Below are 23,807 nucleotides of genomic sequence, written 5' to 3' on the forward strand. Positions count from 1 at the left end.
TAAGATGCTAAGATTAAAGCTCACTTTAAGGTCAAGCATTTTTTGAAGGCTTTCACTCATTCGATGCATGAGAACAATGAATCAATAGGGAAATATAAATCTTATTGAGAAATATCTATTTTTAATAAAAAAGCCAGATTGTTAGGATCTGGCTTGAATGGCATTTTTTATTTTAAAGTACTAAGACGTTTGACCACAGCTTCCGCAATTTCTTTACTCGACTGTGGATTTTGTCCTGTAATAATGCGGTCATCCACAACCACATAAGACGTAAATGGGACCCACGCACGCTTATAATGTGCGCCGCGTTGTACCAGCCCATCTTGCAATGAAAAAGGGACTTGCGATTTGATGCCTGAGAGTGTTTCCTCAAGATTAGCAAATCCTGTTACAGTTCGGCCTGCAATCAATGCTTTTCCCTGATTGTCTTGAAGTGACAATAAACCTCCCACACCGTGACAAACTGCCGATACCACACCACCTTGCTGGTAAATCTGCTCACTGATCTTTTTCAGGCCCTCATTTTTGGGGAAATCCCACATGGTGCCGTGACCACCAGTATAGTAAATTGCCTTGTAACGGGATGGATCAATCGCAGCAGGTGCAAGTGTATTATTTAAACGCTGCATAAATTTAGGATCTGCAAGATGTGCTTTGGCAGATTTATCTAGATAAATGGGCTTTAGGCTGCGTTCATCTAAAGGAACAGAGCCACCTTGTGGACTAACAAAATCCATGTCATAGCCAGCAGCTTGTGCAATATCATAAAAATGGGTCAGTTCAGTCAACCATAAGCCTGTATGATCTGAACGAGAAGGGTAAGCAGCGTGGTTGGTCATCACCACCAGAATTTTACCTAAGGATTTCGTTTGTACATTTTGCGCAGATTCAGCCGCTAAGGCCGAGTTAACCGAAAAGATCAGCATAAAAATACTGATCAACCACTTTTGAAGATTCCAACGTTGCAACATGACAGGTTCCTCATTAATCACCTGTCAAAGATCCTATGCTTAAAGTAAGGTTTAAGGTCAATAGCTTTTGATCAGTTTCTTATGAGGAAAGAACGATAAAAGAGGGGGCCAATTATTTTTCAGCGTTGTCATTGCTATAGTAAAGATTGAGCAAACGCTGCGCATTTTCTGCACAGGTGATTTCATCTGGTTTATTGTTAATTGCAGTAATCATCACTCGAAGATTCTGTTTACTCATGGCCAGTTTCTGCTCTAAGTCCTCAATATCCTTAATTTTACTTTCCAGCAGATTAATCAGAACATCATGATCCCAAGAGCTGACATTTGAAGGGAGAAAAGCCTTGATCTCGGTCAAAGAGAAACCGACTTGTTGTGCTTGCTGAATCACGAATAATTGTTTGAGGTCATTTTCGCTATATTCACGATAACCATTCGATTTGCGCTTTGCTTTCGGTAACAGTTTAATCTGCTCATAATAACGAATCGTTGGAGTGGTTAAACCACTACGTTTCGATAATTCACTGATATTCATTTTACCGATTTCCTCTTGACATTAAAGCTAACTTTAGACTTATAGTGAGACAAAAGCAAGACTAAAAATAACGTTAAAAGCTGAGGTGGAAAATGTCTAAACGTATCCTGCATGTGGTGACCAATGTTGCCCAATATGAAAAAGTTGATCGTCCAACAGGTCTATGGCTAGGGGAGTTGACCCATGCCTATGACGAGTTTGAAAAGCATCATTATATTCAAGATATTGTGAGTCCTTTAGGCGGTCATTCTCCGATTGAGCCTAAATCACTAGAGCGTTTCGTGGCTGACGCTTCTGTTTTAAAACGCAAAAATGATCCTGCATTTATGCAATTACTGGAAACAACCAAGAAACCTGCCGAGATTAATTGGCAAGATTATGATGCGATTTATTACACGGGCGGACATGGTGTGATGTGGGACTTTTTAGATAATCCTGAGCTGCAACAGATCACCAAGAATATTTATGAAAAAGGTGGCATCGTTGCCAGTGTCTGTCATGGTTATTGTGGATTGCTCAATGTTCAGCTTTCAAATGGACAATACTTGATTGCAGGTAAAAAGCTCACTGGCTTTGCGTGGTGCGAAGAGGTATTGGCTGGTGTGGCAAAAAAAGTGCCCTATAACGCAGAACAACTGGCAAAAGAGCGAGGTGCAGATTATGAAAAGAAATTGATTCCTTTTATGCCAAATGTCGTTCGAGATGGCAACCTCATTACAGGACAGAATCCATTTTCAGCGCGTGTGACTGCATTGGCAATGATTGAAGCTTTAGAGCAAGTTTAGACAAACTGCATGGAGTGAACTGCAAAATCCTTAAAGTAAGTTAACAATAAAGATTAAAAGTTTAATTGATGGAAAAATAACATGATTTTGTTTACAAAATTACAAATGTAAACGATAATTATTATCAATTAAGCAACATTTTTTAATTGAATGAAATACTCCCTTAACTTCACCAAGAAACGGACATCACGTCTTGGTGAATCAAATCTAAATAAGCCACTTGCACAGGGCCTTGTATTTAAACCGTTGTTGTTGGCGACTGCGATTGCTTTGTCCATGAATTTAATCTCTGGACAAAGCTTTGCAGAACAGCCATTAACCAATGCCGAGAGTACAACTGTATTATCAAATAAATCGCTCCAAACTAATGCCCAAAACCAGATTTATCAGATGACACCGATTGTTGTGCAGGCAGAAAAAGACGATACCATTCAGTTTGGTCAGAGCGTATTAAACCAGAAAGCCATTGATCGTTATCAAGCGAATAATGTCGCTCAATTGCTCGATCATATGCCAAGTGTAGGATCTGCGGGTTCTCCAAGACCAGGTGGGCAAACCATTAATATTTTAGGAATGGGCGGCGTTGAGGATGTTCCGATTACGCTGGATGACTCGTTCAAAAGTTTTGATAAATATCGTCAAGGTTCGGTGTTTATTGAGCCTGAAATTTTAAAGAAAATCACGGTCGATAAAGGGCCGCATAATGTTGAGGTTGGCAATGGCGGTTTTGGCGGTAAAGTCACCTTAGAAACCAAAGATGCGACAGATCTGCTTGATGACGATCAAAAAGTGGGTGCTTTTTTTAAATACTCACGTTTTTCCAATAACCAGCAAAATACCTATACTGGTGCTGTCTATGGCCAAAGTCAAAATGGTCTGGTCGATGGCATGTTTTATTACACCAAGCGTGATAGTGATGATGTGATACGCCCAGATGGCACAAAATTTTTATATTCGGCCCAAGAACAAAATACCTATTTGGCCAAGCTGAATTTTCATCCTACTGATAATCAGAAAATTAGCTTCAATGCCATGCGAAGTGGACACGATGGTTGGGAACCTTTTGCCGCCATGCGGGATCAGGATGCCGTGCCAACCGAAGCCGATATTAAAAAATATGGCTATGAAGAAGCATGGAAACGCCGACTGGTTTATCGTGACCAGAAAGATACCAGCTACTCGATTGGATATGAGTTAAACCCTGCGTCCAATCCCTATCTCAACCTCAAAGCCACAGCCTCTTATTCCAAGACAGATCAACATGACCAGCGCTTACCGAGCGTGAATGGATCAGCATCAACCTTAGGCAATGAAAGCTGGGTCACTTATACCAATACGGCTTTTAAACTCAGCAATATCAGTGATTTTGATACCGAATATGGTACGCACAAATTAAAGGTCGGTGCGCAATATCAAAAGATGGAACAGAACTCTCTGATTTACGATAAAACCAATTCGAAAAAGCCAGATTATAATTTTGGTTATTATGAACCGAATTATATGCCCGCTGGGGATCAGCAAATGCTGAGTGCCTTTGTGGAAGATCAATATCAGATTCATAATGTTACCATTACACCTTCAATTCGCTATGATCATATTACCAACACCGGTAAACCGAACCGTGCGTCACGCTACAATGATCCAGAAGCAGGGCATGATTATTCCAGTAAAACCTATACAGGCTGGTCACCTCGTTTAGCACTGGCTTGGAAGCAGACCGATTATCTGACTTGGTTTGCCAATATCAGTAAAACCTGGCGTGCGCCCCGTGTGGATGAACAATATTATGTGCAATCCGCGATCACATCTGTACCGTCAACCAGTCGTTATTTATTGCCTGAAAAAATGCTCGCGCTTCGCTTAGGCAATGAAATGAACTTCGATGATGTATTTGCAGAGAACGACCATTTACAAGTTCGCCTAACCTATCATCGTAATCGCGGATCTGATGAAATCTTCCGTAATCGCTCGACGTTCTGTAAAGCACAAGCTGAAAATAATGCCAACGGCGGCAATGGCAGTATCGATGACTGCAATGGAAAATATCACCACGGTTTTTATCGTAATGTGAACGATTATACGATCAAAGCCTATGAAGCCGAGATTTTCTATAACCAGCCAATGTGGTTTACAGGTTTAACTTATTCTTATATTCGCGGACAACGGGATAATTCCCCAGTCAATCCATGGTTTGACCAAAAGACCTGGATGACGGATATTCCACCGAGAAAAGCCACGGCAACTTTGGGCGTGAATGTGCCTGAGCATCACCTCACCATGGGATGGCGCGGGATTTTTGTGGCTGCACAAGACCGCAGTCTTTCGGACAACGATAAATCTATCGCCGCCTCTTCATTTTCATTACCGAAAACCAAAGGCTATTCATTGCATGGCGTTTATGTGGATTGGCAACCCATTGGAGAGAAAGGGCCTACCTTAAATATGTCGATTGATAATCTATTTAATCGAGATTACAAGATGTATCTGGGTGAATATATGACGGGTACAGGCCGAGATTATAAACTCAGTATTTCCCAGAAGTTCTAGTTAAATCTAAGAATAAAGCTAAATAAAGCTGGATAAATAAGTGATATGTGCAGTGCTTTAGTCAGAAGAAAGCGCTGTACATATCAGATAAGATGACTTCTGACTCAAAACGATCAATTAACTAAAAAGCATGTTGGTGCTCTTTGCATCAAAATGATTGTGTTTTTAGTGGATATATCTATCAAATTTCATGTATTTAATATAAAAAAAGATAAAGCATACTTCTATCTTGACTTTTGTTAATGATAATTATTATCATTTAAGAACACCTTGTTTGAGTCAGATCATTGTGAACAGAACCTCTCTGCTTATAGATGAATTATATAAAAACCATCGTGGCTGGCTTCACCAATGGTTGAGGCAAAAACTTGGTAATAACGATCAAGCTGCTGATCTGGTTCAAGATACATTTATCAAACTTCTACAGACTCGCGATGAACTTTTAGGATTAAAAGAGCCACGTGCCTATCTTACGTCTATCGCAAAGAATTTACTGATTGATCAGGTACGACGTAAACGTATTGAACAGGCTTATCTGGATGGCCTAAGTCAGATGGAATATATGCTGGATACTGTTGCTTCGCCAGAAGACCAGCTGCAAATTATTCAAGCGCTCGACCAGCTTTGTAAAGCCTTGGAAGATGTTTCTGCAAAGGCTCAACAGGCATTTATCCTGCATTATCTAGAAGGCTATACCCATAAAGAAACTGCCGCACAATTGGGCGTTTCAACCAAAATGATCCAGAAATATCTGGCAAGCTGTTTAATCCGTTGCTATCAGGCTCGACTAGATATGGATGTTAGTATCTGAATGACTATCGACAGACAAGATCATCATCAATTGGTCGAGGAAGCAGCATTATGGATTGTACAATTAAGTTCAGATGATGAGTCAACCAGAGAAAATGCACAATTAAAATTTAATCAGTGGAAACAGAACAGTCAACAGCATCAAAAAATTGCGGCAGATATCGAACAGTGTATCCGCTCGATTCAAAAAGTCTCTCAGACAGCGCCTCATAAAAAACTGGTCAAATCAGCACTTAAAGCAGGTTTGGGGTCTGCAAAAACCTACAAACATATCCGTGCGGGCAGTGCATTTGCTATCGCATTCGTTATCATCAGTGGAGGCTCTCTATATCTATCTGATACTTCTATTGCCTATCTCAGTGCTGATATTCAGAGTGATTCGGCGCAGTGGACATCGCAAACCTTACAAGATGGGACACGCTTGATTTTGCGTGGGAAGAGTGCAGTCAATATTGATTTTCAGGCAAAACAAAGGGTGGTTGAACTCGTTAAAGGGCAAATCTATGTGGATGTTGCTAAAGATGCGAAACGGCCGTTTTTAGTCAAAACCAAGCATGGGCAGATTCAAGCACTTGGAACAGTATTTAGTGTGAACTATGATCCCGTTGCAACAGAGCTAAAAATGTTGCATTCACGAGTACGTGTAGAAGCAACAACAACGAATGGCTATTCAACCCAGCAGGTGATAGTCAATGCAGGGCAAGCTGTCAGTATGAATCAAAATGGCGTGCAATCACTGCCAGCACTCAATATTTATAATGAACAACAAAAATGGAATAAACATCAATTGATGGTTGAAAATTTACCACTTGATCAGGTGTTACAGGAATTAGATCAAAATTATAAAGGTAAAATCCTGTTTAATGCCGAAGCATTGCACACTATTCAGGTGAATGCGGTGTTGCCATTAGATCAAACACAAGATGCACTTAAATTATTGGCAACTGTATTTCCAAACTTAAAGGTATACCAAGTTACACCATATCTAATTGTTATTGCATTAAAAAAATAGAAAACAGTCTCTATTTTTAGAGTCCCGATAAACGGATTTTAAAAATTTTTTTCAAATTGAGGTTCCACTTTTTTCAAAGCTGTTCGTCATAGTAAGTAGAAGCAATAAATTTGGATCATTTTATTTAAGTATATTGAATGATTCTTATTTCTATTTACTGGGGCGGCAAAATGAACAAAGTTGGAAAGGGTCAAATGCGAAATCGGAACTTATTTCGATTTTCAACACTCGCATTTGCGATACATACAGTTTGTATTGGTAGCTTAACTTTACCTTTACAACAGGCTTATGCGGAAACAGTGGGAATAAAAGCCTATGATATTCCAGCAGGAACCTTAGCCAATGTATTGAATCAATTTGCTGAACAATCTGGTACTGCTATTGCAATTGATGCCCAGCAATTAAAAGGACAATCCAGTGCTGGATTAAAAGGAAACTATGCAGTAGATCAAGGTTTCCAACATATTTTGGCCTCTTCAACATTTTATGCGGTAAGAGTGGGGCAAGGTTACACACTGGCGAAAAAAACCACGCAACCACCCCATATCGCCGCTGTTGCTACCAATACCGTAGTGAACAAGACAGCGACTACACAGGCTCAGCAAGATGAAGTTTCAGTTCGTTTGACCCCACTTGTCGTTTATGGGCAAGAAGATCGAGATACACAGGGCAGTAACAGGGTTTACGATGCCAATCGATCTTCCGTCTATGCAGGAAAAGATTATATTGAACGCTTTAAAGGCACCAATCCAGCCGATGTTTTACAAGGTATGGTCGGTGTTTATAGCGGCGATGCCCGAAATAGTGGCGCATTAGACCCGAGTGTTCGTGGCGTACAAGGGGTAGGTCGCGTTCCTTTGACCATTGATGGTACTGAGCAGTCGATTGCGGTATGGCGCGGCTATAATGGTGTGAATAACCGAAATTATATCGACCCCAATCTGATTGCGGGCATAGAAGTCATCAAAGGACCATCGCTAGAAAGAAATACCACCACCTCAGTCGGCGGTGGTGTTGTAGTCAAAACTCTGGAAGCGGATGATATTGTTCGTCCAGGTAAAACATTTGGTGCCGAGCTAAAAGTTGAAGGTTCAACCAATTCAATCGATCCATCGCTTCCTGATATGAGCAAGGTCGGCAAAAATTATGACGATACAACGCCTTGGAACGATGTGAATGGTAAGAAGTATGACCCTGATATTTATAAAAAGAACCGCACCAGAGATGATAACTCTAACTTCTCAGGAGATGATTTAGCGGGTCGACTTGCGTTGGCAATGAAGCAGGATAAATTCGATTTATTGGCGGTTTATGCAGTACGTGAACGCGGTAACTATTTTTCAGGGACACATGGTGCAGGGTACTATAAACGGGCAGAACCAAGTGACAGTCTTGATTTTATTCCTTATTTTGCACACTCCTACAAGCCTGGCGATGAAGTACCGAACACTTCAAGTCAAATGGAATCGTGGTTATTCAAAGCCAATTATCGCCCAACTGATGAACAGGCACTGAAACTGACTTACCGAGACACCAAAAATAGATTTGGTGAAATCATGCCATCAAGGATTGAGTGGGGGTTAACGCCTGATATAGGTGTACCGCAATGGCCGCTCAGCAACATTCGTTCTAAAGCCTATAGTCTGGAATATAAATTTAAGCCCGAAAACATTCAGTGGGTCGATTTCTATGCCAATATTTGGCAAACCGATACCGAAAGTCAGACTTACACACGCGGCGGTTGGCCAACAACGATTGATTTTCGGGACAACCGTATTATCAATACAGCAATTAGCCATTCTGACAATCGACGTCAGGGAATTAGTATCAGTAATAAAGCACGATTAACGGACCAGCTCAATTTAACGCTGGGTGGAAGTTTCTTAAAAGAAAAACTGACCTCTGATGATATCTATGGTGAATATGGGCCGAGCTATTCTTTATATCAACCCTTACCTCGCGCTGGCCGACGTGAAGAAAAAACCTTTGATTTTAATTTCAACTACAGTCCTGTTTCGTGGTTAAGTTTTGATGCAGGCATGCGCTATCGCTCATATTGGGCCTTTGATGATTTCTTGAATAAATCCCTGAGAGATGGGGTCGATCCTGCGTTAAATCCATTATTTACCAAGAAAAGTAAGCTGAAGGAATATAGTTTTGAATATCAAACCATGCCTGAAAGTTACGATGCTCAGCAGCAGCGTATGCTGGATCGGTTCACACAGCGCTATGCTGCTAAAAATCCCGATTGGGATGGCAAGTTAGAAAGCGTTCCTGCTTCAGAAAGCACTTTGTATAACCTTATTTGGTCACAGAAAAATACGCTCACCTGGAAGGCAGATGAAAATGGTCATTTAGCTTTGGCGGATAATGTATTAAATCGTCTGAATGCCTTAGGTCAAAAATATGTCATTACTGGCAGTAGCAATCTGAGTCCGGCAGTGATTGAACAAGTCCCGATTGAATCAGCTCAGAAGGTAAGAGACAGTGGCTGGGCACCTCAGCTTGGGGCATCTATTCATTTAACTGACAATAATCGACTCTATGTCCGTTATGCAGAAGAGTATCGCTTACCCAGCTTATTTGAAAGCACAGTCGGTTTTTCTGCCATGATGCCATATCAAGCGATTAAACCCGAACATGCTTTTAATTATGAAGTGGGTTATGTCTATGACATGCGGGACTGGTTAAGCTCAGCGCGAAACGCCGATATTAAACTGGCGTATTACTACAATAAGACCAAAAATGTGATTGAGCGAAATCAAAATCTGATTTTCACCAATATGGATGAGCAAAAACTTTCAGGTTTAGAGTTGCAAAGCCGTTTTGATAATGGGGCTTTCTTTACCGATTTAAGTTTGGCTTATAGCCTCAAAAATGAAGTCTGCGACACCAATAGTGCCATTGATAAGATGATTAACAGTGGCACTGTACAAACTGAGCAAGGGGTTCAGTTCCGTGATGCTTATCAACGTTGTGTCGATGATGGTTTCCCCAATGGCTATCTTGTCACCATGTCGACACCAGAACTCAGTGCACATGCCTTGTTCGGTGCACGTTTCCTAGATGAAAGATTGGAACTGGGTGCCCGTGCAACTTTCTACAAAGGCTATGAAAGTCCACTACGTAAAAATAACGATGCGGGAATCAATAAAGGCTATTACCTCAACGTACCGCTGGCTTGGGATGACACCTGGATTTTTGATGCTTACGCACGCTATCAAGTCGACACGTATAACACGGTTGAATTTGTTGGAAATAACCTTTCAAACCAATTCTATATCGATCCTCTCACGCGGAGTGCAATGGCTGCACCAGGCCGCACACTGAAAGTCAGCTGGACAACTAAGTTTTAACACAGAATTTAATTTCCTCTTTTAAAAAAAGCGGAAATTAGATAAAGGTAAATAATAATATTGAATGATTATTATTTACAAAATCAAGGGCAGTTCAAAATCCAACTGCTCATACAACTAAATAGGTAACGATATCGTTATCTTTATTGAAACAATAACTTAGCTTTAGAAAAAATGGAGTAACAATAAATGAAAATCTCTCAACTGTTCATCGGTCTTGTTGCATGTTCTGCTGTATTTGCTCATGCAGGTATTGAAGGTGCTTCAAGTAATGAAGCAAATATCAAAGTCGGTGCGGCAGCCAATGCCAGTCATCCAGGTGGTGCGGCTGCAGTTTCAGTGCAGGCGGCAGGTGCGCCATACAACGCTTTTACAGGCTTTAGTTCACTCAAAGGTCTAGCGCAAGCATTTGCTGCGCAAGGTACAAGTAATAGCAATGTTACTGTCGGTACCAAGACATTTAATATCTCTCATATTCCAGTATCGGCAATGCCACCTTCACACAGTGCCTTAGGTAATTTTAATTTTGGTCAGGTGGGTACACAGGAGGTTTATTTCGGTGAGTGGTGGAAAGCAGGTGATACGCCTGCCAGTGCAAGCCATACCGTTTATTACGCGGGTGACAATACCAATACCACAGTACCAACCGCAGGTACTGCGACCTATACCGTTGCTGGGATTAATGGTTCAGCAAGCAATCTGTTAACTGGTAATTTCACTGCAAACTTTGGTGCAGGTACCCTGGAAGGTTCATTAACTGGAACAGGTACAACCGTTTCAAACTTAACACTTGATGGTGTGACATTTAATCCGGGTTCGGCTGCATTTAGCGGATTTGCAATCGCAAATGGTACCGCTGGATTAGATGATTCTGGTGCTGTTCAAGGTCATTTCTTTGGTGCAAATGCTGCTGCTTTAGCAGGTATCGCGAAATTTGACAATGTTTCTTATAACACTGCATTTGGTGGTGCGAAGAACTAATTATAGCGAAAGGAATCTACACCTGTAGGTTCCTTTTTCTTACTTAAGACTTAATGATTTTATTTTTTGTTTTGCGGTTTTTATGAAAAGAACATTGTTGTGCTGTCTGACTCTATTGGCTACTTCATCACTCTATGCAGATGATGATACTCAACTTCGCCTGAATCAAAGTTTGGATCAAAATTTATTACAACAGCAACATCAACTACAACAACAAGGCACAATTCGTGATACCGAGAAACTCCCCAGTATCCGTATCAATGGTCAAATTTATGCAGTAGAAAAAAATCAGGATGATTTGGCCAAAGCCCTCTATCTGGCTGTCATGCAAAAACAGTGGGGCAATGCTACGGTTTATTTAAAGCATTATCAGCAATATCAAAGCTATGATCAGGCTTTAACTGATTTTGCTGAAGGGGCATTGGCACGTGCCCAAGGGCAGCTCAAATTAGCCGAGCAAAAATTTCAAAGTAGTCTCAATAAACAACCCAATAATCTTATTTGTGAACTAGAGTTAGCGCGCGTGCTGTTTGAACAACAGAAGAACAAAGAAGCAGCACGCCTTTTTACATCAATTCAAAACAAATTGGGACAGAGTGATCGGGCGGTGATACCGCCTGAAGTAGAACAAACGATTAATCTGTTCGTCAAAGCGCTCGATCAGCGTGATTCATGGCAAGGCAGTGTCGCGATTGGTCCATCCTATGCCACAAATCTGAATAGTTCTTCTGAACAAAGTAAAACTTGGACGTTGTATGGTATTGACGATAAGGGCAATGCGACTCCCATCCAAGAAATTACCCGTGGCAGTCCCAAAGCAGCATCAGCAACGGGTATGGACTATGAAGCCAGTTTAATGAAACGCTTTTCTCTCTACGGCAATCATGGGATTTCCTTACGTGGGTTAGCATATGGACAGTCTTATGATGATCATGCTGACTATAACGAATCCACCCTGAACATTAATGCAGGTTATAGTTTTTTCGATTTAAAAAATCAGATCAGTATTGCACCGCTGTTTGAACATAAACGTTATGCAAATAATGGTTTATACAATGCATGGGGTGCACGTGCTGAATGGATGCGATTTATTGCCGCAGACAAAGCATTCAAGCTTGAAGCTGAAATCAAGGATCTGGATTATCAAAAATATAAAACATTAGATGGTAAAGAAAGCTCGGCGATGTTCACCTTTTGGAAGATTCTACCCAAACAATGGACATTATTTAGTGGACTAGATGTACTGGATCATGACACCCAAGAAAAGTACATGGCGGCCTATCAACAACAAGGTGTCCGTTTAGGGCTGAGTAAATCCTGGAATGTTGGGTTGAATACCACTTTATTTAGTTCATATCGCTGGCGGCAGTTTGATCGATATGCCGAAAGTCTACAAGCCCGTCGTCATGATTTTGAACAAAATTATACCTTTGTTTTGCAGATGCCCCGATTTAAATTTTACGGCATGACGCCAAATCTGACTTATCGTTATAACCATAACAATAGCAATGTGGATTGGTTGTATTCCTATGATAAACACAATGTCAGCTTGAAGCTTGAGCATCGTTTTTAGAGGGATGACGATGAAATCAAAGCTCCAATACCCAGCTTATGAATTGACCTCAAAACCACCCTCTATTTTGGTTTTGGCACATTCCTATCCGAAGTCGATCATTGTATTGCTGGTCATTGCGTTGCATCTAATCGCCTTATGGTGTCTGAGTCATTTTATTGAACCTTATACATTAGCCACCTCACCGAAAGTAAATGCACTCAAGGTACGTTTTTTGTCGTTAGCACCATCAGAAAATCCATCTCCTCATACAACGGCTCAGAGTGCCATTGCTCAGCCCCCCAAACAACAACACTTAAAAAAAGAATCTGCACCTCGTGCTACGCAACAAAGTACAGAGACCATCGAGCAAAAGATATTCATCAGTCAAAATGCAACACATACGGTGCAGAAGAAACAGCCGAGTCAAAAAGATCACTCCGTTGCATCTCAATCAGCACAAAATGTTGCCGTTCAGTCTGTAGAAAGTAAAGCGTTTAAACAACAGACACAGACTCATCAACAAGTTGCGAATGTGAGTGAAAAGCAGCAAATACAAAAAGAGAATTCTGAGGAAAATCTACCACACTCTGGAGGTGTAAAAACATCCGCAGCACAACAAGAGCTCAGTCGAGCACCTGAAAGCCAAGTTCAGCATGATGAACCTGTTCAAGTCAGTAGTGTGGATGTGCTCAGTTTCGGAAAGTTTAGTTACGATGATCGGGAACTTCGGCAACAAACTCGCATGGTGGAGTTACGTTTACGCATCAATGAAAACGGGCAGCCTATCGATATTCAATTAAAACAAAGTTCGGGTATTGCCAGCTTAGATGAGCGAGTTCTAAACGCAGCCCGTCAGTCCAGATTCAAACCCTACAAAGTCAATGGCCGAGCAGTGGCTATTGTCGTTGATTTTCCAGTGCAACTTAATCTCAGTCGGGGTCGCCGATGAGCAATATTCTTTCTTCAGGAGAATGATAATGAACGCAGCAACAGAACAAATAGTCGCCAACAGCCTTTCTCAACGCTTAAAGCAAGAAACGGCAGCAGAACATGAAAGAATGCACCACTTAATGGCTCAGGCAGATGTCTTTGCAAGCAAAGAAAAATATGCGCAATTCACTTTGTCTCAATACTATTTTCAGCAAGAAATTGAGCATCTTTTTGAGCAAGAAGGTATTGCGGTATTAATTCCAGATCTCGGTATTCGTGGACGTTCCCAGCAAGCTTTTGAAGATTTGCAAGATTTAGGTATTCAACCAGCAGGACAGCCGTTGCAAAGTGCAGCGGTTAAATTACCTGAAGCATTGGGCTGGATCTATGTCTCAGAAGGGTCAACCTTAGGCGCAGCTTTTTTATTTAAACAAGCTCAAAAAAACTTAGGCTTCTCTGAAACATTTGCTGCCCGTAACCTCGCGGCGTATCCAGAAGGACGTGCCAAGGTCTGGAAACGCTTTGTTCAGGCACTTGATGATGCAGATTTTGAAACGGCTTTACAGGATCGCGTAGTGCAAGGTGCGCTAGATGCTTTTGGGTATTTTGGAAAAGCATTAAGTCAACTGGATGAGTTGAAATAAACAAGTGAATTGAGTACTGCCAGGTATGGAGAATATTGATCACATGAATAAAGATCTGAAAACAGATATTTTGTCACAAACGCCACAGCCAGTAAGCAAATTGGCGCGTTCTGTTTGGTGGCGATTATTATTTATTTGCCTTGCCTGGTTGTGCATTGGACTCGGTATTCTTGGAATTTTTATTCCGGGTTTACCGACCGTTGACTTTATTATATTGGCTGTTTTCTTTGCTGCCAGAGGTTCAGAAAAGCTCCATCAATGGTTTCTCAATCATCGCTTTATCGGTCCAATCATCAAGGAATGGCAGAAAAATAGACGTATTCCGAAAAAAGCCAAATATATTTCAACGGTAAGTATGAGTATAGCTGCTGGAATTATGATCTGGACCATTCCACATCCTTGGGTTGTTTATCCTCTTATAGCATGTATGGCAGCAGTATTGGTCTGGATGTGGTTTAGAGATTAGATGACAAAACCTATTTTAGACATAATAAGAACGCAAGCCAATGATTTTAAAGATATCTAACATTATTATTCAAACAGTACAGAAGCATTTTTCATTGGCGATAACTTAGAAAAAGATATGAAAAAAACGGCTTGGTGAGATTTTGACCTATTACTACAATCTTGCATACCTACTCAATAATTAAAAATTTGAATCTAACACTTATAATTTATCATCTAACTGATTTGATTAAAAATATAAACCAATATTATTAGGCTGATGAGGTTTAAGACCAATCAGAATCAGCCCGTAACAAGCCACTGGAATAAGAGCATAAAAAGAAGAAAAATCTTGATGGATCAACTCGCCTTGTTCATCGAATTTCCCCAGCTCAACATTACCAACTCAAGCGTGCGCTGCTCAATAGGATCGGGATAAAAACGAGAAAGAGAGGAGACGCAAGTAAGTGCAATTTTAGAATGATGAGCTTTATATATTTTATAAGTATTCACAATGTGTATTGATTATATAATTCATAAATTTATTTTGCATTGCGTAATTAAATTCGCTCTGCTAGTCTTTTACACACGCTAAAAATATGCCAAAAATGTGTATAGCATATAAGGGATTATAAATTCGAAGAATCAAAAAGGAAGATAGAAATGTTAAAGGATGCAGAAGTCGCATCACCGTCATCAAAAATTGGCATGATCATTACATTAGTTTTATGTTTTATTTTCGCCATTATTGAAGGCTTTGATTTGCAGTCAATGGGCGTTGCGGCTCCAAGAATGAAAGCGGAAATGCTACTGAACAGTACGGAAATGGGCTGGGTATTTAGTGCAGCAGTTCTGGGGACTTTACCAGGTGCCATGATTGCAGGAAGGATCGCCGATTCGATTGGACGTAAGAAAGTATTTATTAGCTGTATTCTTATTTTTGGATTGATGTCTTTATTAACGCCTTTTGCCCAACAACTGAATACCTTACTGTTGGTAAGATTTCTGACAGGATTAGGCATGGGCGGGGCTTTACCCATTGTGATTACTATGGTTTCCGAGGCTGTGAGTGAAAAATACAAAGCCACGGCGGTAAGTGTCATGTATTGCGGTATGCCGATTGGCGGTGTGCTCACTTCTGTGGTTGCATTATCTCTCACTGCCGATCATGAGTGGCGACATATCTTTTATTTCGGTGGTATCGCACCTTTATTGCTTGTACCTATTCTGATTTTCTTTTTACCTGAATCAAAAGCTTATCTCAATAAAACAGCGACCAGTCCAGCAAAAAATCAAAGCTTAATGACAGTTTTGTTTGCAAAGCCTCGTGTGCTGATCACTTCTAGTCTATGGTTAAGTTTCTTTGGAACGCTTTTGGTATTGGCGCTATTCCAAAACTGGTTACCAACGCTCATTTCAGGATTAGGACTTAATAAAGAACAAGCAAGTTATATCCAGATAGGCTTTAATCTGGGTGGCTCAATCGGCGTACTCATTTTAGGTTTTATGCTGGATCGATTGAATAAATTCGTGATTGTTGCAAGTGTTTATAGCGGGATTTTGCTCTCGCTGATTGGTCTTGCTTATTCTAATAGCGCATTTAGCTTTACCTTATTTGCAACTGGATGCGGTATGTTTGTGATTGGTTGTCAGTCAATTCTCTATACCTTAGCAGCCAAATATTATCCAACGGAAATGCGAGGAACGGGAGTCGGTGCTGCCGTCGCAATTGGCAGGATAGGTGCGTTTTCTGGCCCATTGGTCGCGGGATATTTACTGGGAACAGGTCAAAGTGAAATTGTGGTGATTGCATCCAGTATTCCGATGATTTTATTGGCTGCCATTTCAGCACTGATCTTACTTCGTAAACCGACACATTCCGCAGAAGAAAAAGATAATCTAAAGATCGTCACTACCTGATTTAGTCTTATCAATTGAAGGTTAGAAAAGGATTCATTTTTCGACGTCCACAATCAAAGGAAATAGCACCCGCTGTTTCCTTTTTTATTTCGGTCTGCAAATGCACCAATGATTGATTCAAGATGATGCACATTGGCTTTTGACTTATCGGTATAATAAAATAGCGGCGATTGAGGATGAACAGATAGGAAGAGTAGGATGTATAAGGCGATTTTCTTTGATATTGATGATACCTTGCTGAATTTTAGCGTGGCGAATCGCTCGGCATTTGTGAAATCATTTGGGGAATTCAATTTACATCATGATGATCTGACCTATTCTACCTATAAACAAATTAACCATCTTTTATGGGAAAGACAGAAGTTAGGTCAAATTACCGTACAGGATGTGATTAATAATCGCTTTAAAGAACTGTTTACTGCACTAAAAGTTGAAATTAACCACGATCATTTTCGTGATACCTTTCAAGGGAATCTGGCAAAAGAGCATACTCTTGAAGAAGGTGCAGCAGAAGCAATCCAGTATTTGAGCCAAAAATATAAACTTTTTGCTGCTTCCAATAGCATTCTGCTTCAACAAAAAGCACGTTTACACTTGGCGGGTTTATTACCGCATTTCTCTGATTTATATGTTTCTGATGATGTGGGTTATGAAAAACCCGACCAGCGTTTTTTTCAGACCTGCTTAGCCAGAAGTAATATCGCCAAAGAAGAAATACTTTTTATTGGGGATAGTTTGGAGGCAGATATCAAGGGGGCAACATCCTGTGAAATCCCGACCTGCTGGTATAATCCGAAACAACTCAAGAATGAACAGAATCTGAATATTACTTATACCATTCAACATCTGTCAGATCTGACCAAGATCCTATAAAAGCAAAAGTGTGCCTTTGCTGATAAGAGGTTAAGAGGGAGGATGTGGATAGTGAATGACATTGTGCATAATCACACTCTGCTCACCCGTATTGGCATAGGTATGCGGAATATCGGCATGAAAGCGGATGGATTCTCCTGCGGCAACAGTATGATTCATCCCCTCAAGCTGTAACTGCAATACCCCAGCAAACACAATAATATGCTCAATCACGCCTGCCTCATGCGGGCTAGATTCACTTTTTGCACCTGGTAGCAATTCAATCTTCAACACATCCATTCGCAGTTCTTCATCAAAAGGAATCAGAGGACTAACGCGCATTCCTGAATGATCCTGTTCAAAAACGGGTAAATCACTGAAATGATGAATCTCTGGTTGAGTTTGAGCTTGCCCACCTTCAAGAAAAGTCGAAAATGCAATATTGAATCCTGTGGCGATTTTCCAGAGGGTTGCAACAGTCGGACTCGACTTACCCAACTCAATCTGCCCAAGCATCGCTTTACTCACACCAGTTAATTCAGCAGTCTGGCTAAGACTCAAACCTCGCTCGGTTCTTAATTTTTTTAGAGCTTCGGCAACATTGGGTGGAATATCTTGCATAAATAGAAGTCTTCTTGATTAAAAATGATTGTCCGTTATAACAGACGATGATACTTTAGTCACTCTACCGTCATTTTCAGTAAAGTACTTCCTATGCGTAACTTAGCATTTTTTAGGTCTTCCTCACCAGCCATGATCATGACTGGACTTGTGGCCGTACTGGTAGGCTATGCCAGTTCTTTGGCCATTATTTTGCAGGCACTGGAAAGGGCTGGGTTGGATGCTTCGCAAACTGGAAGCTGGCTGATGATGCTGGGTATCGGCATGGGGATCACCAGCATTGGCTTGTCGCTGTATTACCGTACTCCGATTTTAACAGCATGGTCGACACCCGGAATTGCCTTGCTTGCAACCAGCCTGACTGGAGTAAGTATTAATGAAGTGGTGGGGGTCTTTATTTTTGCTTCGGGACTAATGCTGCTATGTGGCGCGACTGGTATTTTTGCCAAGCTCATGAATTACATTCCGCGTTCCATCGCTTCTGCGATGCTGGCAGGCATCCTGTTACGCTTTGGTTTAAGTACATTTGAAGCATTACAGGTCAATTTTATCCTGTGTATTGCCATGTTGGCGGCATTTGTTTTGACCCGACGCTGGTTTCCACTCTATGCCATTATTGCAACACTGATTACAGGAATTGTTGTTGCAGGACTCAGCGGGGATTTGCATTTTACACAGACCAGCAACGTATTTACGCTTCCGACCTTTATCCAGCCGCATTTCACCATGACTACGCTGATTGGTGTCGGGATTCCATTTTTTATTGTCTCTCTCGCATCTCAAAATGCGCCGGGTATTGCAATTTTACAGGCCAGCGGTTATTCACCGAAAACGTCAATGTTGCTGGTGTGTACGTCCTTAACCGCGATCATATTAGCGCCATGGGGTGGTTTTAGTATCTGTATTGCAGCCATTACTGCAGCGCTTTGTATGGCACCTGATGTTCATCCAAATCCTGCAAAACGTTATATTGCATCTACATGGGCAGGGATCTTCTATTTAATCGCAGGGATTTTTGGTGGCGCTATTTTCATATTGTTTAATGGCTTACCAACCGTATTGATCCATATTCTTGCTGGATTGGCTTTAATCACCACCTTGATGAACAGTCTGCATCAAGCATTGGTAGACGAACAAGGCCGTGATGCAGCGATTATCTGTTTTCTTCTCACTGCATCGGGCATTACCTTATTGGGGATCGGTTCAGCGTTTTGGGGACTGATTGGCGGAATTATTGCGTATCAGATTTTAGTGAAACGTGATCATAAAATAGCGTAGAGAATCGGCTTTTAGCTGCTAAAACTTCGAAGAATGGTAAAAAATCTCTCAAAGACAAAGCTTATGCAAAAATGAATCAGTCAGGTGCACATTATGTAATTGATAGTATCGCTGATTTACCAGCCGTATTGGATGATATTGAGCGCCGTTTAAATTAAGGTGAAAAGCCTTAACTTATCGAAAGAAACCAAGCCAATTGATAGATAAAAAACAATTGGCTTTTTTATATCTAATTAAGCGTAAGAATATCATTTAGCAGGATCAACTGATGAATAGAAAAGAGTTAGAAATTTGAGATAAAAAGGTGTAAAAAGAAATAGAAAAATTAATTTTTATAAGAGCGAAATTTGCAAGAATATTTCAAAGGAGTTGTTATGCATGATTGGTCTTTCATTTCAATCAATATTATTGGGGTTGAAGCAAAGATAGTGATTCAGCTTAGGAACAACAAGTCTGAGGATGTATTTTTAATAGCTGAAAACTTTCTCAACTTTAAGTTAACCAAAAAGGATGAGTGGGGTGAAAGTATATCCCTAAATGAAATAACTAGATTTGATAGAATGGATAATGGGAATTTTTATATAAAACTAGAGATTCAATCAGGGGATGTATGTGAAATAGAAGCCAAGAATGTAATCTTACCAACTTTTTTCGACACAATTCTATGACTTAAGTTATTATTTTTCCTAGAGTCATAATTAAGAATTTTAAAAATCTTTGTAGTCTGCTTAAAGTTAGCAAAAACTCTCTAAATAGATGTATATAATAGATATTATTGAAGGCCAACATGAATAGAGAAGCAATAAAATCTTTAATTAGCAAAAATATTAGACTAGATAAGGACTTACCTTTTTATATTTTCAAAGAAAATAATTATATTTTTTGGTTTTTTGAAAGACCATTATTAGATTATAAGGATATTCTAGACAGTTTAATTCATATTAATTCAACCAATTTCAAAGAAGAAGTTTTCATTACATTTGGAAATTTAAACAAGGAGAATTTCTCATACTATAGTTTTAGAAATAAGGATGAACTCGAAAGTATCGATGGTTTAGAGAAATCAAGGCTAGAGTATCCAATTATCATAATGAATAAAAATTGTGATTGGTTAGCTTTTGAGAGTTCACGAGAGGGAATTGGCGTAATTGCTTTAAAAACAAATAGACCTGATTCTAAAGAAATCGAAAGAAAATTTAACAAAATTTTCATTACGATGAGTGAGTTAGAACAAATAAGAGAAAAAGAAGGATGGTATTCAAAAGTAGCAGCTGCACTTATTCTAAACTATTATAGGCATTAAAATTATCTTTAAAATCATAGTAATCTAAAATAGCGACAAAATTTCCACCTTAATCATAAAAAATATTTCTAATTTTCTTACAACGAATCATTTTAAAATTTCAGTTTTAGGTGCAACCCTTCATCAACCCAAAGGATAGCGTTTAAATAACTGTACGATCCATTCAATAAAAACTTTCTGTCTCGGTGAAATCAGTGTTTTAGAAGGATAAAGTAAAGAGACAGGCAACGAAGGTACGGGATAATGCGGCAAAACCTCACACAGTACGCCTTGTGCAAGTTCATCAACATGACCATAACGCGGTACCTGTATCAGCCCAAAGTGTTGTTTCGCTGCTGCTGAGTAGGTATGCGCACCATTGACCTGAATCATAAAGGGCAAATCATAATTTTTTATTTCACCCCCAACCATAAACTCCAGCGGAAGATTCTTCTGACGGGCAGTGGAATAAAACCCAACCATAACATGGCTTTTAAGCGCGTCTAGGTGATGGGGCATACCGTATTGTTGTAAATATTGCGGACTTGCCAACGTGACTTGCTGGATATTTCCCAGATGCCTAACGATCAGTTCACTATTATTCAGTTGTCCGATCCGGATCACGCAATCAATTCCTTCCTTAATCACGTCAACATAACGGTCACTTTCTGTCAGTTGTAATTGGATTTGAGGAAATTCACTTAAAAAATCTCGTAATTTTGGCAGAATAAAATGAGAGGCAAAAATACCATGCACTTCTATTTTTAAGGTTCCTTGAGGTTTTGCATGCAGAAAATCATGATCTGATTCATTGATATAGCTCAAGATATACTTACAGCGCTCATAATAAATCTGGCCTTCATCGGTTGGTCGAACCTGACGTGTGGTGCGGAATAACAGGCGTGTGTTTAATTGGGTCTCTAACTGCTTGATCGCATCCGTGAGTGTAGAACGGGGCAGGTTTAATATTTGCGCCGCTTTGGTAAAACTTTGCTGCTCGACCACATGGATAAAAGCAGACATTGCATTTAACTTATCCATTTTTTGATGTCCTTTGTTCGGTTTATTCGGACAAAGATGTCAGAATCCGATAGATTATTAACTGATAGCTGAACAGTATCATAGAACGCATAAGATGATAAGTTTCATTCAATGAGGTTTAAAATGACAAATACAGCTGCACATTCTGATCGGTCAAAAGTAGTTCTAATTACGGGCGCTTCTCGAGGCATTGGTGTTTTTACGGCAAATTTACTGGCTCAGCAAGGACATCAGATTATTATTAACTATGCCAATAATGATCAGGAAGCAGATCAAGTGGTAAAGAAAATTCAGGCTGCGGGCGGCATCGCGAGTGCGTTTAAAGCCAATATCAGCCATTCAGATGAAGTGACCCAACTTTTCGATTATGCGATCCAGACCTATGGCCGCGTGGATGTCCTGATTAATAATGCTGGCATCATGCGTTTAAGTAAAATCGAGCAGGTCGATGATGAAAGTATTGATCAAATTATGGCAATCAATCTGAAAGGATCTTTATATACCATGCGTGAAGCAGCAAAAAGACTGACACATGGTGGAAAAATTATTAATTTATCTAGTAGTGTGGTTGGGCTAAAACTTGAAGGCTATGGCGTTTATGCAGCATCAAAAGCCGCAATTGAATCTTTAACCGCTATTTTAGCCAAGGAACTTCGAGGTAAAAATATTACCGTTAATGCGATTGCGCCTGGGCCAACTGCGACTGAGCTTTTTCTAGAAGGGAAGAGTGAAGCGTTGATTGCACAGTTAAGCAAAGCGGCGCCATTGGAACGCTTGGGGCAGGTAGAAGATATTGCAGCAGTTTTAGATTTTGCAGTGAATGAAGCCAGCAACTGGGTTAATGCCCAAGTACTTCGTGTCAATGGCGGCATCATCTAATACAAAACAATGCTGCCCGAAACTTTGTGTTTCGGGCAGCGCTACAGCTAAAAATACTGTATTTCTGGTCTCTATATTGAAACGAATATGAGAATCTTTGAGTAGGCGAGAATTCAGGACTTTAAAGACTAAATTTGATATATATCACACAATACAAATAATATGCCTAATAAATCTTTTAATAATTTTTATAGATATTAATCATGCAGTTAAACTAAGTTTTTTAATTTTATAAAAATAATATCGGCTTTTAACTGATTAAATTGTTGTGATTGTAAGCATGATACAACATAAAATATTTATATATGCTAGGCTGTTTAGTTTTTCTTAAGAAAATACTCTCAAATGGATTTAAAGCAGAAGCATGAAACAGGAAAGTTTTATTGGTCATTTTTATTACCCAGATATTGGGGAATATGGATCTCCCTTACGATTTTAATGTTATTTGCAATATTGCCGTGGGCGATTCAATGGAGATTAGCAGATGCTTTATCAAAATTGGCGTGGAAAGTTTTAAAATCTCGACGTAAAACCACGTTAAGAAATTTTGAATTATGCTTTCCACACAAAGATGCCTCAGAAAGAGAAGCTGAAGCAAAGCAAGTCTTTTTCAATATGATCATTGGTTTATTCGAAGCCTTAAATGCTTGGTATAGTCCAAAATGGTATCGAAACCGTATACATATTCAGGGTTTAGAGCATATTTCACAAGCACGTGAGACAGGGGTTCTTTTATTAGGTAGCCACACCACGCTTTTAGATGCGGGCGGCTATATCAGTAGTTGTTTCTTTGATCTGGATGTAGTGTATCGTCCACAAAACAATCCCTTACTGGATATGTTAATCAGCCGGTCGCGTGCCACCATTTATAAAAATCAGATCTCCAAAAATGATATGAAAGGTTTAATTGGCAATCTGAAACAGGGAAGAGCCATTTGGTATAGCCCAGATCAGGATTTTGGCCTAAAACAAGGCGTTATGGCACCATTCTTTAATATTCAAGCGGCGACGGTAACGGCGCATCGGCGACTAATGAACATCTCAAAAGTTCCCGCCATTCCTTTATTTTTCTATCGAACGGGTAATATCCGCAACCCTCAATATCATATTTTACTTGAGCCACCGCTACAGAATTTTCCAAGTCAGGATGAAGTTGCGGATGCAACCAAAGTCAATCTGATTCTTGAAAATCAGATCAGCATGTATCCAACTCAATATATGTGGTTTCACCGAAGATTTAAGACCCGAGCGCTAGGAGAGGCCACACTTTATTCATAAGCGGTGAACTATAAGATTATTAGTTAAATCATCAATATAAAAAACCTACTACCAATCAAGGCAGTAGGTTTTTTTATAAGCAAACAAAA

At 40.0% G+C, this 23,807-nt stretch carries 21 protein-coding genes and 1 pseudogene; 18 read left to right on the forward strand and 4 right to left on the reverse strand.

Annotated elements, in window-relative coordinates:
* Positions 1-167: 167 nt before the first annotated feature.
* Together EC846_RS04130 and EC846_RS04135 are read right to left on the reverse strand one after the other, a co-directional pair.
* Positions 168-971 carry a type 1 glutamine amidotransferase domain-containing protein gene (locus EC846_RS04130; RefSeq protein WP_123774292.1) on the reverse strand — a complete coding sequence of 268 codons (804 nt, stop codon included), beginning with the start codon at positions 969-971 and terminating at the stop codon, positions 168-170.
* A 112-nt stretch (positions 972-1,083) separates the two neighbouring features.
* Positions 1,084-1,503, reverse strand: coding sequence for a MerR family transcriptional regulator (locus EC846_RS04135; protein ID WP_047427589.1), 420 nt, complete (start codon positions 1,501-1,503; stop codon positions 1,084-1,086).
* Between the two features lie 92 nt (positions 1,504-1,595).
* On the opposite strand from EC846_RS04135, the gene EC846_RS04140 reads away from it, so the two are divergent.
* The 12 genes from EC846_RS04140 to EC846_RS04195 all read left to right on the forward strand — a co-directional run bounded on the left by EC846_RS04140 (position 1,596) and on the right by EC846_RS04195 (position 17,360).
* The gene (locus tag EC846_RS04140; protein ID WP_123774293.1) at positions 1,596-2,288 is read left to right on the forward strand and encodes a type 1 glutamine amidotransferase domain-containing protein; all 693 of its coding nucleotides are present in this window, start codon (positions 1,596-1,598) and stop codon (positions 2,286-2,288) included.
* Between the two features lie 150 nt (positions 2,289-2,438).
* Positions 2,439-4,835 (forward strand): TonB-dependent hemoglobin/transferrin/lactoferrin family receptor, encoded by a 2,397-nt coding sequence (locus EC846_RS04145; RefSeq protein WP_123774294.1) that lies wholly within the window; start codon positions 2,439-2,441, stop codon positions 4,833-4,835.
* 289 nt (positions 4,836-5,124) lie between these two features.
* Positions 5,125-5,646 carry a sigma-70 family RNA polymerase sigma factor gene (locus tag EC846_RS04150; protein ID WP_171409973.1) on the forward strand — a complete coding sequence of 174 codons (522 nt, stop codon included), beginning with the start codon at positions 5,125-5,127 and terminating at the stop codon, positions 5,644-5,646.
* Positions 5,647-6,657 carry a FecR family protein gene (locus tag EC846_RS04155; RefSeq protein ID WP_123774295.1) on the forward strand — a complete coding sequence of 337 codons (1,011 nt, stop codon included), beginning with the start codon at positions 5,647-5,649 and terminating at the stop codon, positions 6,655-6,657.
* 194 nt (positions 6,658-6,851) lie between these two features.
* The gene (locus EC846_RS04160; RefSeq protein WP_322900088.1) at positions 6,852-10,013 is read left to right on the forward strand and encodes a TonB-dependent receptor; all 3,162 of its coding nucleotides are present in this window, start codon (positions 6,852-6,854) and stop codon (positions 10,011-10,013) included.
* Positions 10,014-10,202: 189 nt separating this feature from the next.
* Positions 10,203-10,994 (forward strand): Slam-dependent surface lipoprotein, encoded by a 792-nt coding sequence (locus EC846_RS04165; RefSeq protein WP_005257724.1) that lies wholly within the window; start codon positions 10,203-10,205, stop codon positions 10,992-10,994.
* Between the two features lie 106 nt (positions 10,995-11,100).
* On the forward strand, positions 11,101-12,567 hold the full coding sequence (locus tag EC846_RS04170) for a surface lipoprotein assembly modifier (protein WP_171409983.1): 1,467 nt from the start codon (positions 11,101-11,103) through the stop codon (positions 12,565-12,567).
* Positions 12,568-12,577: 10 nt separating this feature from the next.
* Positions 12,578-13,498, forward strand: a complete 921-nt coding sequence (locus tag EC846_RS04175; RefSeq protein WP_005257721.1) for an energy transducer TonB — start codon at positions 12,578-12,580, stop codon at positions 13,496-13,498.
* Between the two features lie 25 nt (positions 13,499-13,523).
* Complete coding sequence (locus EC846_RS04180; protein ID WP_171409984.1) at positions 13,524-14,123, forward strand: biliverdin-producing heme oxygenase; 600 nt, start codon at positions 13,524-13,526, stop codon at positions 14,121-14,123.
* A gap of 25 nt (positions 14,124-14,148) precedes the next feature.
* The gene (locus EC846_RS04185; protein ID WP_123774299.1) at positions 14,149-14,589 is read left to right on the forward strand and encodes a YbaN family protein; all 441 of its coding nucleotides are present in this window, start codon (positions 14,149-14,151) and stop codon (positions 14,587-14,589) included.
* Between the two features lie 641 nt (positions 14,590-15,230).
* Entirely contained in the window at positions 15,231-16,487 is a 1,257-nt protein-coding gene (mhpT, locus tag EC846_RS04190) for a 3-(3-hydroxy-phenyl)propionate transporter MhpT (RefSeq protein WP_004772240.1), read from the forward strand.
* A 198-nt stretch (positions 16,488-16,685) separates the two neighbouring features.
* Complete coding sequence (locus EC846_RS04195; RefSeq protein ID WP_004772237.1) at positions 16,686-17,360, forward strand: YjjG family noncanonical pyrimidine nucleotidase; 675 nt, start codon at positions 16,686-16,688, stop codon at positions 17,358-17,360.
* Between the two features lie 30 nt (positions 17,361-17,390).
* Here EC846_RS04195 and EC846_RS04200 read toward each other — a convergent pair whose 3' ends face one another.
* Entirely contained in the window at positions 17,391-17,960 is a 570-nt protein-coding gene (locus EC846_RS04200; RefSeq protein WP_123774300.1) for a helix-turn-helix domain-containing protein, read from the reverse strand.
* Positions 17,961-18,053: 93 nt separating this feature from the next.
* Here EC846_RS04200 and EC846_RS04205 point away from each other — a divergent pair, with 93 nt between their 5' ends.
* The 4 genes and pseudogenes from EC846_RS04205 to EC846_RS04220 all read left to right on the forward strand — a co-directional run bounded on the left by EC846_RS04205 (position 18,054) and on the right by EC846_RS04220 (position 20,541).
* On the forward strand, positions 18,054-19,238 hold the full coding sequence (locus EC846_RS04205; RefSeq protein ID WP_265936689.1) for a benzoate/H(+) symporter BenE family transporter: 1,185 nt from the start codon (positions 18,054-18,056) through the stop codon (positions 19,236-19,238).
* Between the two features lie 47 nt (positions 19,239-19,285).
* Positions 19,286-19,396 (forward strand): annotated as a pseudogene (locus EC846_RS04210) (phosphonoacetaldehyde hydrolase); the annotation flags it as partial.
* A 216-nt stretch (positions 19,397-19,612) separates the two neighbouring features.
* A complete protein-coding gene (locus tag EC846_RS04215) occupies positions 19,613-19,906 on the forward strand; it encodes a hypothetical protein (protein WP_123774301.1) in 294 nt (97 codons plus the stop codon).
* Positions 19,907-20,025: 119 nt separating this feature from the next.
* A complete protein-coding gene (locus EC846_RS04220; RefSeq protein ID WP_123774302.1) occupies positions 20,026-20,541 on the forward strand; it encodes a hypothetical protein in 516 nt (171 codons plus the stop codon).
* Positions 20,542-20,664: 123 nt separating this feature from the next.
* Here the strand turns inward: EC846_RS04220 and EC846_RS04225 are convergent, their stop codons facing one another.
* The gene (locus tag EC846_RS04225) at positions 20,665-21,561 is read right to left on the reverse strand and encodes a LysR family transcriptional regulator (protein WP_123774303.1); all 897 of its coding nucleotides are present in this window, start codon (positions 21,559-21,561) and stop codon (positions 20,665-20,667) included.
* A gap of 123 nt (positions 21,562-21,684) precedes the next feature.
* On the opposite strand from EC846_RS04225, the gene EC846_RS04230 reads away from it, so the two are divergent.
* Positions 21,685-22,440, forward strand: coding sequence for an SDR family oxidoreductase (locus tag EC846_RS04230; RefSeq protein ID WP_123774304.1), 756 nt, complete (start codon positions 21,685-21,687; stop codon positions 22,438-22,440).
* A 345-nt stretch (positions 22,441-22,785) separates the two neighbouring features.
* On the forward strand, positions 22,786-23,718 hold the full coding sequence (locus EC846_RS04235) for a lauroyl acyltransferase (RefSeq protein WP_123774305.1): 933 nt from the start codon (positions 22,786-22,788) through the stop codon (positions 23,716-23,718).
* Positions 23,719-23,807 lie beyond the last annotated feature (89 nt).

It is taken from the genome of Acinetobacter sp. BIGb0102 (genome assembly GCF_003815055.1).
GTDB classification, from domain to species: domain Bacteria; phylum Pseudomonadota; class Gammaproteobacteria; order Pseudomonadales; family Moraxellaceae; genus Acinetobacter; species Acinetobacter vivianii.